At 65.6% G+C, this 12,433-nt stretch carries 13 protein-coding genes and 1 riboswitch; of the genes, 9 read left to right on the forward strand and 4 right to left on the reverse strand.

The window, feature by feature from the left end; genetic code table 11:
• Positions 1 to 34: 34 nt before the first annotated feature.
• Positions 35 to 736, forward strand: coding sequence for a hypothetical protein (locus ACO6D6_RS01585; protein WP_484782696.1), 702 nt, complete (start codon positions 35 to 37; stop codon positions 734 to 736).
• Between the two features lie 221 nt (positions 737 to 957).
• Here ACO6D6_RS01585 and ACO6D6_RS01590 read toward each other — a convergent pair whose 3' ends face one another.
• Both ACO6D6_RS01590 and cbiE read right to left on the reverse strand, forming a co-directional pair.
• Positions 958 to 1,359 (reverse strand): TadE/TadG family type IV pilus assembly protein, encoded by a 402-nt coding sequence (locus ACO6D6_RS01590; protein WP_484782697.1) that lies wholly within the window; start codon positions 1,357 to 1,359, stop codon positions 958 to 960.
• Positions 1,360 to 1,513: 154 nt separating this feature from the next.
• Positions 1,514 to 2,710: a precorrin-6y C5,15-methyltransferase (decarboxylating) subunit CbiE gene (cbiE, locus tag ACO6D6_RS01595; protein ID WP_484782699.1), complete on the reverse strand. Its 1,197-nt coding sequence runs from the start codon at positions 2,708 to 2,710 to the stop codon at positions 1,514 to 1,516.
• A gap of 48 nt (positions 2,711 to 2,758) precedes the next feature.
• Positions 2,759 to 2,823: riboswitch (cobalamin riboswitch) on the forward strand.
• Positions 2,824 to 2,880: 57 nt separating this feature from the next.
• Here cbiE and ACO6D6_RS01600 point away from each other — a divergent pair.
• Genes ACO6D6_RS01600 through cobA form a run of 4 tightly spaced genes read left to right on the forward strand, consistent with a single transcriptional unit; the run spans position 2,881 to position 6,792 of the window.
• On the forward strand, positions 2,881 to 3,054 hold the full coding sequence (locus tag ACO6D6_RS01600) for a hypothetical protein (protein ID WP_484782700.1): 174 nt from the start codon (positions 2,881 to 2,883) through the stop codon (positions 3,052 to 3,054).
• Positions 3,054 to 3,665 (forward strand): cob(I)yrinic acid a,c-diamide adenosyltransferase, encoded by a 612-nt coding sequence (gene cobO / locus ACO6D6_RS01605; protein WP_484782702.1) that lies wholly within the window; start codon positions 3,054 to 3,056, stop codon positions 3,663 to 3,665. The genes ACO6D6_RS01600 and cobO overlap by 1 nt, the downstream gene beginning before the upstream one ends.
• Complete coding sequence (gene cobBC, locus ACO6D6_RS01610) at positions 3,659 to 6,070, forward strand: bifunctional hydrogenobyrinic acid a,c-diamide synthase/histidinol phosphate aminotransferase CobBC (RefSeq protein WP_484782704.1); 2,412 nt, start codon at positions 3,659 to 3,661, stop codon at positions 6,068 to 6,070. Before cobO ends, cobBC begins: the two co-directional genes overlap by 7 nt.
• On the forward strand, positions 6,067 to 6,792 hold the full coding sequence (cobA, locus tag ACO6D6_RS01615; RefSeq protein ID WP_484782706.1) for a uroporphyrinogen-III C-methyltransferase: 726 nt from the start codon (positions 6,067 to 6,069) through the stop codon (positions 6,790 to 6,792). Before cobBC ends, cobA begins: the two co-directional genes overlap by 4 nt.
• Positions 6,793 to 6,829: 37 nt before the next feature.
• Here cobA and ACO6D6_RS01620 read toward each other — a convergent pair whose 3' ends face one another.
• The gene (locus ACO6D6_RS01620; RefSeq protein WP_061787196.1) at positions 6,830 to 7,351 is read right to left on the reverse strand and encodes an EXLDI protein; all 522 of its coding nucleotides are present in this window, start codon (positions 7,349 to 7,351) and stop codon (positions 6,830 to 6,832) included.
• Positions 7,352 to 7,705: 354 nt separating this feature from the next.
• Here ACO6D6_RS01620 and ACO6D6_RS01625 point away from each other — a divergent pair, with 354 nt between their 5' ends.
• Both ACO6D6_RS01625 and ACO6D6_RS01630 read left to right on the forward strand, forming a co-directional pair.
• Positions 7,706 to 9,058, forward strand: coding sequence for an AAA family ATPase (locus ACO6D6_RS01625; RefSeq protein WP_484782707.1), 1,353 nt, complete (start codon positions 7,706 to 7,708; stop codon positions 9,056 to 9,058).
• Between the two features lie 47 nt (positions 9,059 to 9,105).
• The gene (locus tag ACO6D6_RS01630) at positions 9,106 to 9,642 is read left to right on the forward strand and encodes an RloB family protein (RefSeq protein ID WP_484782709.1); all 537 of its coding nucleotides are present in this window, start codon (positions 9,106 to 9,108) and stop codon (positions 9,640 to 9,642) included.
• Here ACO6D6_RS01630 and ACO6D6_RS01635 read toward each other — a convergent pair.
• Positions 9,626 to 10,354, reverse strand: a complete 729-nt coding sequence (locus ACO6D6_RS01635; RefSeq protein ID WP_484782710.1) for a cobalt-precorrin-6A reductase — start codon at positions 10,352 to 10,354, stop codon at positions 9,626 to 9,628. The two genes, ACO6D6_RS01630 and ACO6D6_RS01635, sit on opposite strands and share 17 nt — an antisense overlap.
• Before the next feature lie 44 nt (positions 10,355 to 10,398).
• On the opposite strand from ACO6D6_RS01635, the gene ispG reads away from it, so the two are divergent.
• On the forward strand, positions 10,399 to 11,541 hold the full coding sequence (ispG, locus tag ACO6D6_RS01640) for a flavodoxin-dependent (E)-4-hydroxy-3-methylbut-2-enyl-diphosphate synthase (RefSeq protein ID WP_484782711.1): 1,143 nt from the start codon (positions 10,399 to 10,401) through the stop codon (positions 11,539 to 11,541).
• 1 nt (position 11,542) lies between these two features.
• Positions 11,543 to 12,376 carry a GNAT family N-acetyltransferase gene (locus ACO6D6_RS01645; RefSeq protein ID WP_484782713.1) on the forward strand — a complete coding sequence of 278 codons (834 nt, stop codon included), beginning with the start codon at positions 11,543 to 11,545 and terminating at the stop codon, positions 12,374 to 12,376.
• Positions 12,377 to 12,433 lie beyond the last annotated feature (57 nt).

Here is a 12,433-nt window from a genome sequence, read left to right on the forward strand (position 1 = left end):
ATTCACCCCGTGTGTTGGGATACCCTGCCTGCCCTTGGACCAGCAACACCCCCCGGACCCCTGCATCAGCTACGCCACCGACGGTTCCTGCGCCAGCTACCTCCCCGGCCTACCCACACCAACCGACGACCCCACCCACCCCGGTGGCGCCCCAGCCCCTGTGACCCTGGCCAGGATCGCAGTCGAACGCATGGACCTCCACGCCCCCGAAATCGGGCTGTGGCCCCACCCCCTCGAAGAACTACCCAACGGATACAACTACGTCGGCTGGAACAACTGGATGTGGGTCAAAAACCCCACCCCCAACACCTGGGGACCCGTCACCAAAACCGTAACGCAGGCCGGGTACTCGATCACCGCCACCGCAGCGGTCACCCACCTCACCTGGGAGATGGGCAACGGTGACACCAAGGAATGCGACAAAGGCGTCGAACATCCCGAACACCAAACCCGCAACGAGAAATCCCCCAGCTGCGGCTACGTCTACCACCAAACCGGTGACTACACCATCACCGCGACCGCGCACTGGGTGATCGTATGGAGTGGTCTCGGACAACAAGGAACCATCGAGATGGACCTCACCGCCCAGGCCCACACCAAAGTGGTCGAGGTATCCGCGGTCAACATTCCCAACGACAGGCACCACCTCGCCACCCCGTCACCACCACCAAGTCAGACCGGCACCCCCACCAAAAACGCCCCCTGCCCCACCAACCACAACAAACACGGCTGCTGAGGGTGCTGTCCGGCCAGCGGTGTGAAAGGCGTGTTCATTTTCAGCGGTCCTCTGCCGCGGGAATGCGGTTGAGGGTGGTTTTGAGCAAGCCTTGGTGTGTCCTCGGGGTGATCACCATGGCTGATCTTCATCTGCGATTTCCGGGGAGCAATTTGGCGCGTGGAAAACCGTTGACCGGTCGGATGAGCAGCGGCAGGGCCAGCGGTGTCCTCTCGGGGTTTCTAGGAGGAATGATGTAGTTCGGAGGTGCCCTTCGCCCGGACCGGGAGAGTGGTGATCCCGATGGCTTTCAGGAACACGCAGGTGTATTCCCCCGTCACCTCCACCTCGACGATGTCATCGCCGATCACCCGGGCCGTGCCGTGGAACCGGGACGCCGCCACGTAGTTCTCGGCCGCTTTTTTCGCGACCGCTGGGTCGGGCCTCAGACGCCCGTCCGTCATCCGCAGGTGCTGGTTTCCCGACCGGGCGGCCTCCGCCGCGACACCACGGGCCTCCTGTGTGGCCCTGACCTGTCCCGCGAAATCCACCCCGATCCCGACGATCAGAATGAAACCGATCAGCGCGACCGCCGTCCACACCGTGATGGCGCCGCGCTCGCCGCGGGCCCGAACGCTCCTCATGGCATGATCCTAGGCCTCGCGCGGCCCTGGCGGTCGGGGGCGAGAAAGAATTGTGGCGGGCAGTTCACTTCGTTGAACAGCGGCTCGGTGTCATGCGGGTTCAGCAAACCGGCGGCACCTGGTCAGGCGCCGAGGAGATGAACGGGCATGAGGTCTATTTGATCAACGAATAGCAGGTGATGGTACGTGCCGGTTGCCAGCCGCGGAACGACCCGAGGGGTTTCGCGGTCTCGAACGAGATCCTCATCAACTCGCCGCCGAGACGGGCCTGCAAATCGGCGAGCAGAACCTCGGTCTCCAGGGTGACCGAATGAATCACCAGCCGACCCCCGGCGGGAAGCACGGTCAGTGCGGTCTCGCAGGTTTCCGCGTTGGCGCCCCCACCGAAGAAGATGGCATCCGGGACGGGCAGTGACGGATCGGACATCAAGGTCAGGGCGTCGCCCACCCGCACCTCGAAACGGTCCGCCACCCCGAGGCGGGCCGCGTTGTCGCAGGCCCGGGCGGCGCGGTCACCGCGTTTCTCGAAGGCGACGGCGCGGGTGCCGGGGGCGCTGCGACACCAGGAGATCCCGATGCTTCCCGACCCCGTCCCGACATCCCACAGCACCTGGTTTCGTGCCGGCGCCAGCGCCGCCAGGGCCAGCAACCTGATTGGTTGTTTCGTCAGCTGTCCGTCGTTGGCGAAGACTCCGTCGGGCAGCAGCGGCCCGACGACCATCGGATGAGTTCCGGTGCCGAACTCGATGGCCACCACGTTCAGGCGCGGCAGCTCCTCCTGGTGTGCGGCGAGGGTTTCCGCAGTGAAGTCCTGCCGGGACTCCCTCTGCGTGCCGAGGTCGCCGAGCACAGTCATGGCCGAACTTCCCCAGCCCGCCGTCACCAGGGCCCGCGCCAGCTCACCCGGGGTGGTCTGATCCGCGGACAGGGCTATGACCCGTTCGCCGGGGGCGGCCAACGTCAGCACGTGTCGAGGATCGCGTTCGATCAGCGAAACCCAGGTGGCAGTCTCCGCTGGCCACAGCATCCGGGAGCGTGCGAGGGTCTCCGACGACAGCGCGGGATGCACCCGGATGCGTTCCGCTCCCAGCACCTCCATCAGGGTGGTCCCCACCCCGGACAGCAGAGGGTCACCGGAGGCCAGCACCACCACGTCATCACCGAGTTCCCCGAACAGCTCCGCCACCCCGGCGCGCAGCGGCTTGGGCCACGGAACACCACGCGACGGATCGGGAAGCATCTCCAGGTGCCTGGCGCCACCCACCACGACAGGCGCCGAGGACACCAGCTCCCGCAGGCTCGGGGGCAACTCGTCGAGCCCGGACGCGGGCACACCAACGACATCAATCACGATGAGAGAGCTTATCCAGATTGTGGAACAATGGGGCCGCTGGGCGCGGAATGCGGTGAGAATCCGCAGCGGTCCCGCCACTGTGAACCCCATGGTGAGGGTGAGCCAGGCCATCGACCCAGCCAACTGCGACGTGGGCGCGGACCCACAGGAAGGCATACCCCAATCACATGAAGCTCCCATTCACCGCGGCATTCGGTGCCGAGGACATGGCGCATGCCCTGAGCCCGGCCAGCAATTTCCCAGCGGTCGGCGGCACCTTCACGCGAGGTGAGAAACCCAGCCTGGTTCAGGCTCTCACCGATGCGGTTCGCCGCAGCCGACAGACCGAGGAGGTGGCCTGATGGCCCAGGGAAACCCGGAAACCGTGCCCGACGACGGGCTTACCACCAAGCAGCGCAGGAACCGGCCCATGGTGATCGTCAACCAGGGCGAGGGAAAGGGAAAGTCCACGGCGGCCTTCGGGCTGGCGCTGCGCGGCTGGAACCAGGGATGGAGTATTGGGGTCTTCCAGTTCGTGAAGTCGGCGAAGTGGCGGATCGGCGAACAGGCCGCCTTCGAGGCCCTGGGGAAGTTGCACGAGGAAACCGGCCAGGGAGGTGCCGTCGAATGGCACAAGATGGGGTCCGGATGGTCCTGGGCTCGAAAGACCTCCGAGGATGATCCCGCCCGGGCCGCCCGTGACGGCTGGGGGGAGGTGAAACGCCGACTGGCGGAGCAGACCCACGGGCTCTACGTCCTCGACGAGTTCACCTACCCGATGGAATGGGGCTGGATCGACGTCGACGAGGTGGTGGAGACCCTGACGAACCGGCCCGGGTTCCAGCACATCGTCATCACTGGACGCCGCTGCCCCGAACCGGTCCTGGAAGTGGCGAACCTGGTCACGAACATGACCAAGATCAAACACCCCTTCGACGAGGGTCAGAAGGGCCAGAGGGGGATCGAATGGTGAGCCTTCCCCGTTTCGTCGTGGCCGCTCCGGCGTCGGGGCAGGGCAAGACCACCATCACGACCGGGATCATCGCGGCGCTGGCCGCCCGCGGGACGGCGGTCCAGGGTTTCAAGGTGGGTCCCGATTTCATCGACCCGGGTTACCACGCGCTCGCCTCGGGACGGGTGGGGCGCAACCTGGATCCGTTCCTGGTGGGGGAGCAGCGGGTGGTGCCCCTGCTGGCCCACGGCGCCCGGGGAGCCGAGATCTCCGTGATCGAGGGCGTGATGGGCCTGTTCGACGGGCAGCTCGGCACCCGCGGTTTCGGATCGACGGCGCATGTCGCCACACTCGTCGATGCCCCGATAGTGCTGTGCCTGGACGCCTCCCACACCTCGCGTTCCGTCGCCGCGGTCGCGCTCGGTCTGACCCACTACGACCCCGCGCTGAACTTCGCGGGGGTGATCGTCAACAAGGTGGCCTCTCCGAGGCACCGCGACGAGGTGCTGTCCGCCCTTGAAAGAACGGGGCTGCCGATCCTCGGGGTACTGCCCCGAGACACCTCCATCGAAGCGCCCTCGCGGCACCTCGGACTGGTTCCCGTGGAGGAACGGGCCGATGCGAACGCGACCATGGAACGGCTGGCCTCCCAGGTCGGCGCGCACATCAACTTGGATGCGCTGATCGCGGTGGCGCGGTCCGCCCCGGAACTGGACGCCACCGCATGGAACCCGGCTGCTGAGGTCACCCCCCCGAGCGAACGCAGGCCCGTGGTTGCGGTCGCGGGTGGCAGGGCCTTCACGTTCCGCTACCCGGAGACCGTGGAACTGCTCGAGGCCGCGGGCTGCCGGGTGCAGGTTTTCGACCCCGCCGTCGACGACCGGCTGCCGGAGAACACCGCGGGCATCTACCTGGGGGGAGGGTTTCCCGAGGTTCACGCGGCAGCCCTGGCCTCACGGGCCGATCTGCGTCGGGAGATCGCGGACTTCGTGGCCTCCGGGGGGCCGGTGGTGGCGGAGTGCGCCGGGATGCTGTACCTGTCCGGCAGCGTCGACGCCACCGGCATGGTCGGGGCGATTCCCGGGGTGGCGGCCATGGGTCCGCGACTGACCCTCGGGTACCGGAGAGCCACTACGACCCGGGACGGTTTCTACGCGCGGTCCGGAGAGGAGATCACCGGACACGAGTTCCACCGCACCACGACCCAGTTCCCGCCCGGCAGCGAACCCGGTTGGGCCTGGGAGACCCCCGACGGGCCCAGGACCGACGGCTGGACCCGGGGCAATGTGCACGCCTCCTATCTGCACGTTCACTGGGCCGGGCATCCCCAGCTGGCCCAGAGGTTCGCCGATGCGGTCCACGCCCACCGGCCGGACCCCGCAGCAGGTGCGGGAATCGTGCCGCGCAGTGCCGCATCCCCGGGGGACTTCGACCTGGACCACCACGGCGATGCGGAACTCGCGGACGGCATCGAGAACCTGGCCGTGAACGTCCGTCTGACGTCCCCTCCGCAGTGGCTGCTGACGGAGCTCGGGGCCGTGGAACTGGCTCCCTACCCGAAAACAGGGGAGACCATCGACGTGCTCGCCGCATGGCACGGGACCGAACCGGGTTGCGTGCTGCCCGTCGCCGGGGTGGCGGAGGCGTTCACCCTCGTCGCCCGCGGGTTGCGGCACCGGCATCCCGCGGTGATCCATCCGCAGTTCACCGAACCCGAGGCCGCGCTTCGAGCCGCGGGGGTGGTGCCGCAACGGGTACTGCTCTGGCCGGAGGACGGATTCCGGCTGGATGTGGAACGGGTCCCGGAGGCGGCCGATCTGGTGTTCGTCGGGAACCCGACCAACCCGACCGGGGTGCTGCATCCCGCCGATCAGATCAGGCGGCTGATCAGGCCGGGCCGGGTGGTGGTGGTCGACGAGGCGTTCATGGACGCGGTGCCGGGGGAGTCGCAGTCGCTGCTCGGTGGTGACCTGACCGGGGTGCTCGTGCTGCGCTCGCTCACCAAGACCTGGGGGCTGGCGGGGCTGCGGGTCGGCTACGTCATCGGCGATCCCACCCTGATCGCGGCTCTCCGGCGGATTCAAACTCCCTGGGCGGTATCGAGTCCCGCGCTGGCGGCCATCCGCGCGGTCTGCTCCGACAGGGCGCGCTCCGAGACGCAACGCTGGCAGGAAGAACTCCGGGATGACCGTGACGCCCTGACCGCGGATCTGCGGGCCCTGGGGTTGCACGTCGTCGATTCCGATGCCCCGTTCCTGCTGGTCCGGGGACCGGCCGGGCTGCGTGAGAAATTGAGGGCGTGTGGGCTCGGGGTGCGTCGAGGTGATACCTTCCCGGGGCTGGATTCTGAATGGTTCAGGGTGCGCGTTCCTGAACCCGGGCTTCGGGCCCGTTTGATCGACGCGCTGGGCAAGGAGATGGAATGAGCGGTCGTGTCGTTCTCGTTGGTGCCGGTCCGGGCGATCCGGACCTGATCACGGTTGCCGGGTTGAAGGCCCTGCGCGACGCCGATGTGATCGTCACCGACCGGTTGGTCCCGGAGGCCCTCCTGGCCGAGGCCGGGAAGAATGCGGAGATCATTCCCGTCGGGAAGATTCCGCGCGGCGAGTTCACCCCGCAGGAAAGGATCAACGAGATCCTCGTCGAGCAGGCCCTGGCGGGCAGGGTCGTGGTGCGCTTCAAGGGCGGCGATCCGTTCGTCTTCGGACGCGGCTACGAGGAATGGCTGGCCTGTGTCGCCGCGGGCGTTCCCGTCAGCTACGTGCCCGGTGTCTCCTCGTCCATCGCCGGTGCCGGGCTGGCGGGGATCCCGGTCACCCAACGCGGCATCACGCAGGGCTACACCGTGGTCAGCGGACACGTTCCCCCGGGCGACGAACGCTGCGACATCGACTGGGATCGCCTGGCCGGTTCCGGTATGACCCTCGTGATCATGATGGGGGTGCTCCACCTGCCCCGGATCACCGAACGCCTGATCGAGGCCGGCCTGGATCCGCAAACCCCGTCGGCCATGGTGGAGAACGCCGGCCTGCCCCAGATGCGGGTGCTGCGCTCCACCGTCGGTGAGATCGCGGAGATCGCGAAGGCGGAGGCAGTGCGTCCCCCGGCCGTCACGATCATCGGGGAGGTCGCGGGTCTCGGGGCCTGAGGAACGCGCCGAGGCCGTCTCCGGTCGGTACAGCCGGTCAGATGTCCAGATCCTCGACCATGGGTTGGGATTCCGCTCGCTCGATCTCGTCGATCAGGTAGTCAGGCATCTCGCCGCGCATTCCGGTGATGTCCCGGAAGACGTGCAGCTCACGGTGTTTCGTGTTCCACCACTCGCCTTCCCAGGTTTCCTGGTTCTCCCACAGGGGGGAGTTGTCGTCCTCGGCGGACATCCTGGACCAGTCCGGCTCGTCGCGTGTGTGCACGGCATACTGCCCACGCGCCGTGGCGTAGACGCTGAAGGTGCGTGTGCGCAGTCCCTCGTTCTGCTTCCGGCGGAGCAAGAGCCGACCGGAGAAGCGTTTCGTTCTCACGACGCCACCGTCGTCCACCTTGAGTTCAATGGTTTCCATGCCCGCTCCTTCCCGGTTCTTCTCATGCTGCGCCAGGTACAGCCTCAAACCCGCGGCGACGGCGGCCGACATCCCACCGGCCAGGTGAGATGCCCGCTCGAACATGGGCAGGTCGGACTCGGCGACGTACACGTTCTTGCTGGGCATGAATATAAGTATGCGCATATTGGTCGGTGAGGGCAAACCGAGTGTTGAAGCTCATGGCGGCGTGTCCTCTCAGTGCATGCCCCGCGCCCTCCCCGGGGCTTGTCATGCGGGTGCTTCATTGACCCATGCGAGGGCTTCCCGCGGGGTCGCCACCTGTGGAACGTTCTTTGGTGCCGGGGTGTGATACCGCAACAACCAGCACTGCCAAACCCGTATCCTGCTGCATGGTACCCACCCGGGCGTGGCAACTCCACTTGGCCAGTCAAGGCGCCGCGGCCAACTGCGAATAGCCTTGAAAGGAGCGTTCTGCGTAAATTTTACGCTCGACAGCTGGTTCCGGCGTAGGATGCCGTTATGCTGCTACTCAGTTTCTCTGTGCGGAACCATCGCAGCCTGCGCGACGAAGCCGTCCTGGACCTCACCAGGCCGTCCTTCCGCACCCTCCGTCCCAGAGAGGGGGAAACCTGGCAGGACCAGACCTACCCGGTGGCGGCGATCCTGGGGGCGAATGCATCTGGCAAGTCGGCGATCGTCGATGCCCTGTGGTACGCGAGGTCCGCCATCAAGATGTCGGCTTCGGGGTGGCTGAACCAGAAAACGATGCCGCGGGATGCCTTTGCGCTGGATGATTCCAGCATGTCAGCCAGCAGCGAATTCGCTTTTGATTTCGTGCTCGATGGGGTGCGCCACCAGTATCGCTTCGAGATTGACGACGAAGGAGTGGTGAGTGAGTCGTTGTTCGATCTCCCCGGTGCTCGTCGCAGGCGTCTGTTGCTGCGAGACTCCACCGGAACGGTGAAATTGCACCCGGATCTTGGGCCGATTGGGCCGGTCGCCAAGCGTGAGCTTGTACTCAGTAGGGCTTTGCAACTGGGGCGGGGAGGTCTGGAAAAGATTGCCGGTGGGCTTCTGGGAGGCGTCATGGTGCTGCCGCTTGGTGAAGACCATAGACGCAGCACGGCCAAGAACTTGGCAGAAATACTTTTGAGCCCTGAGGGTGCCGGAGAATCTTCCAGGGAATATGTTGTTTCTCTCTTGCAGATGGCGGATATCGGTATTGTCGATGCCGGTCTTGATGAAGAAGTGCTTCCGCCCGAACTGCTGGAGGTCCAGCGGCATCTGAACTTGGCGCAGCAGAAACTGTTTGGTGCCGGCGACCTCGTCAAGAGTGAAGAGGACTTCCCCGGCTTCTTGGACGATGTGGTGAGAAATCTCTGGTTCGAGCATCAGGGGGATGGGTCGCGGCCGGGAAGGTTGTCCCTCGAGCGAGAGAGCGCAGGAACCGTGGCTTGGCTCGCGCTGGTGGTCCCAGCGGTGGTGACCCTTCAGCAGGGGGGCGTGCTGGTTGTCGATGAAATCGATTCAAGTCTTCATCCCCATCTGGTGGAGATGTTGATCGGGTTCTTCGCGGATGAACAGAAGAACCCTCTTGGGGCCCAGCTGATCTGTACCACGCACGACTCCTATCTGATATCCCCGCAGAGCAGCGTGAAGTTGGAGCCGGAGCAGATCTGGCTGACGGAGAAGGGGAACGACGGGGCCAGCGAGCTGTACTCACTTGCTGATTTCCCCCGTCACAAGGGAGCCAATGTGGCGAAACGCTACTTGAGCGGCCGCTATGGCGGGGTTCCCTCGCTGGCACCCAGTTTCCTGGGGCGGGTGCTTGACCTTGATGGGGAACCATCCGCGGTTCAGGACGCGGGCTGATGGCTGCTCGGCGTCCCAAGCGGGCACTGCGTAAGCGAGGACTGGTGGTGACCGAGGGAACCTGTACGGAACCCCAGTATGTCGATATGCTCAAACGGCACTTTCGTGGCGGACAGGTCAGCGTGAAGACGGTTGGGGTCGGGCAGTCCCCCATGCGGGTTCTCAGTCGTGCACGCAAGGAGGTGAAACAGGCAAAGCGAAACTCAGAACCATTCGACTGGTGCTGTCTGCTGCTCGACGTGGACCAGCACACCGACCTCGATGAATGTCTCAGAGAAGCGTCGCGAGACGGCATCAAGGTTCTTGTCAGCAATCTCAAATTTGAGGTCTGGCTGGTGTGGCACGTGACCGACCTGAGATCTGTTGAAGGAACCAAGGAACTGGATCGGCGCGTGAGGAAAGAAGACATCATGTCCGGCAAGCATCTCAACCGGCGTTTCCCGATCCACAATCACCCACAGGCAGTGGAGAGGGCTCGCAGAGCAGATCCCGACTTGGCCGCTGGAAGGGTGGGGCCCAATCCGTCATCCGCCATGCCTGTGCTGATCGACCTCATGCGAACCGGGGTCATGAAGTCCTGTTGACCCACGCGAGGGCTTCCCGCGGGGTCGCCACCTGCGGCACGTCCTTCGGGACAGGGGCGCGGCGCACCATGATCACCCGCACCCCCAGGTCGGCGGCGGCGGTCAGTTTCGCCTCGGTCAGGGAACCGCCCGAGTCCTTCGTGACCAACACATCGACCCCCAGATCGCGCAGCAGTTCCTTCTCGGAGTCGACGGTGAACGGGCCGCGTTCCAGCAGTGGCCGCCACGAGCCGGGAAGCGGCTCCTCGGGGAGTTCCACCATGCGGGCCGCGACGTCCGGCAGGTTCCGGTAATGGTCCAGCGACTGTTTGCCGACCGTCAGCAGCACCTTCTCGTATCCGGCGGCTTCCCGGGACGCCTCGTCGTGGGAGTCCACCCAGGTCCAGGTGCCGGCCAGCGGGTGCGAGGCCCAGCTGGGCCTGGAGATCCGCAGCAGCGGTGTCCCGGTCCTCCGGCAGGCCGCCACGGCATTGGCGCTGATCCGTTCGGCGAAGGGGTGGGTGGCGTCGATCACCCGGTCGATCCCGTTGCCCACCAGCCAGTCGGCCAGTCCGCTCACGCCACCGAAACCGCCGACCCGCACCTCGCCTGCTATGTGGGCCGGTTTGCGAACCCGTCCGGCCAAGGAAGTGATGGCCTCGTGACCGTCCGCCACGAGAAGCTCTGCCAGGTCGCGGCCCTCTTTGGTGCCGCCGAGAATGAGGGTCTTCACACGGATATTCAACCCCAATGTCCGGTGGTTAGTAATCTGGCCTCATGACTGTGAGCCTTGGCATGCCCGCAGCACCTGCGAAGGTGCTCGCGCCCCGTAGGAAAACCCGCAAGATCAAGGTCGGGTCAATCCATGTGGGAGGCGACGCACCGATTTCCGTGCAGTCGATGACCAACACCAAGACCACCGACATCAACGGCACACTGCAACAGATAGCCGAGCTCACCGCCGCCGGCTGCGACATCGTCAGGGTCGCGGTTCCCAGCGCCGACGACGCGGAGGCGCTCCCGATCATCACCATGAAATCGCAGATACCGGTGATCGCCGACATCCACTTCCAACCGAAATACGTCTTCGCCGCCATCAACGCGGGCTGCGCCGCGGTGCGCGTCAACCCCGGCAACATAAAACAGTTCGACGACAAGGTCGCGGAGATCGCCAAGGCGGCAACCGAGGCCGGGGTGTCGCTGCGAATCGGCGTCAATGCCGGATCCCTCGACAAGCGGCTGCTGGCCAAGTACGGGTCACCCACGCCGGAGGCGCTCGTCGAGTCGGCGATGTGGGAGGCTTCCCTGTTCGAGCAGGTGGGTTTTCATGACTTCAAGATCTCCGTGAAACACCACGATCCCGTGGTCATGGTTCGCGCCTACGAACTGCTCGCGGAGGCGTGCGAGTACCCCCTGCACCTGGGTGTGACGGAGGCCGGTCCGGCCTTCCAGGGCACCATCAAGTCGTCGGTGGCCTTCGGGGCGCTGCTCAGCGAGGGTATCGGCGACACCATTCGGGTCTCTCTGTCCGCTCCGCCCGTCGAGGAGGTCAAGGTCGGCACCAAGATCCTGGAATCCCTCAACCTGCGGCCCCGGAAACTGGACATCGTCTCCTGCCCGTCGTGTGGACGCGCCCAGGTGGACGTGTACACCCTCGCGGAAGAGGTGACGAAGGGCCTGGAGGGCATGACGGCCCCGCTGCGGGTGGCCGTCATGGGATGCGTGGTGAACGGTCCCGGCGAGGCCCGTGAGGCCGACCTGGGTGTGGCCTCCGGCAACGGGAAGGGCAAGATCTTCGTGCGCGGCGAGGTCATCAAGACCGTCCCGGAGGATCAGATCGTGGAAACCCTCCTCACCGAGGCCCACCGGATCGCGGCCGAGATGAACGAGGTGGGTGAGCCCCAGATATCGGTTTCCTGACATGACGACGAGGCTGCGAACCCTTGGCCCACAGGACCTGTGGGCCATTCAGGAGTTCCTTCTGCAGCGCCCCGTCGAGAATCTCTTCCTGACCCACAAACTGCACCAGTACGGTGTCGACGAAAACGTGCTCGGGCTCTTCCACGGCTTCGAACGGGACGGGCAGCTGACAGCGGTCTGCATGGACGGCGGCACGCTGTTTCCCGCCGGTGTCGACCCGGAGGCGATTCCCGCCTTCGTCAGTGCAGTCGGGGAAAGGCGCCATTGCGCGTCCATCCTCGGCCCGAGCATGATGGCGCTCGGCCTGTACCTGGGATTGACCACTCGATTCCGCGGTGACTGGATGAACGTGGTGAACGTGAGGCAGCGCCAGCCCCTGATGGCGCTCACGGGCCCGCCGCTGGTGGTTCCCGACCCGCGTGTGCGGCAACTGACCACCCGGGACTTCGACTCCTACCTGGCGGCATCCATCGCCATGTACACCGACGAGATAGGGGCCTCCCCCTACAAACACGGACCGGGGTACGACGCCCACGTGAAGGAGCGTCTCAGGTCGAGGGATGCCTGGGGTGTGGTGGACAACGGCCGGGTGGTGTTCAAGGCGGACCTGGGTCCCAGGGTAGGGGATCACGCGCAGCTCCAGGGGGTGTGGCTGGAGCCGTCGCTGCGGGGCAGGGGACAGGCGGCGGCGCTGCTGTCCGGAATGCTGACCCAGGCCCAGGAACACCATCCGGTCATCAGTCTCTACGTGAACGATTTCAACACCCCCGCCATCCGGCTCTACGAGCGGCTGGGATTCCAGGAGGTCGGGTCGTTGTCAACGGTTCACTACTGACGAGACGTCCTGGTCGTTGCCCCGGAACATGACCGGATCGGGGCAACCGGGCGGTAG

This window comes from Arachnia sp. (assembly GCF_057238465.1).

Excerpts from the sequence above, each read along its gene's own strand:
- ACO6D6_RS01645 (WP_484782713.1), top strand. The coding sequence starts at position 11,543 with ATGACGACGAGGCTGCGAACCCTTGGCCCACAGGACCTGTGGGCCATT.
- cobO (WP_484782702.1), top strand. The coding sequence starts at position 3,054 with ATGGCCCAGGGAAACCCGGAAACCGTGCCCGACGACGGGCTTACCACC.
- ACO6D6_RS01600 (WP_484782700.1), top strand. The coding sequence starts at position 2,881 with ATGAAGCTCCCATTCACCGCGGCATTCGGTGCCGAGGACATGGCGCAT.
- ACO6D6_RS01590 (WP_484782697.1), bottom strand. The coding sequence starts at position 1,359 with ATGAGGAGCGTTCGGGCCCGCGGCGAGCGCGGCGCCATCACGGTGTGG.
- ACO6D6_RS01620 (WP_061787196.1), bottom strand. The coding sequence starts at position 7,351 with ATGCCCAGCAAGAACGTGTACGTCGCCGAGTCCGACCTGCCCATGTTC.
- cobA (WP_484782706.1), top strand. The coding sequence starts at position 6,067 with ATGAGCGGTCGTGTCGTTCTCGTTGGTGCCGGTCCGGGCGATCCGGAC.
- ispG (WP_484782711.1), top strand. The coding sequence starts at position 10,399 with ATGACTGTGAGCCTTGGCATGCCCGCAGCACCTGCGAAGGTGCTCGCG.
- ACO6D6_RS01625 (WP_484782707.1), top strand. The coding sequence starts at position 7,706 with ATGCTGCTACTCAGTTTCTCTGTGCGGAACCATCGCAGCCTGCGCGAC.
- cobBC (WP_484782704.1), top strand. The coding sequence starts at position 3,659 with ATGGTGAGCCTTCCCCGTTTCGTCGTGGCCGCTCCGGCGTCGGGGCAG.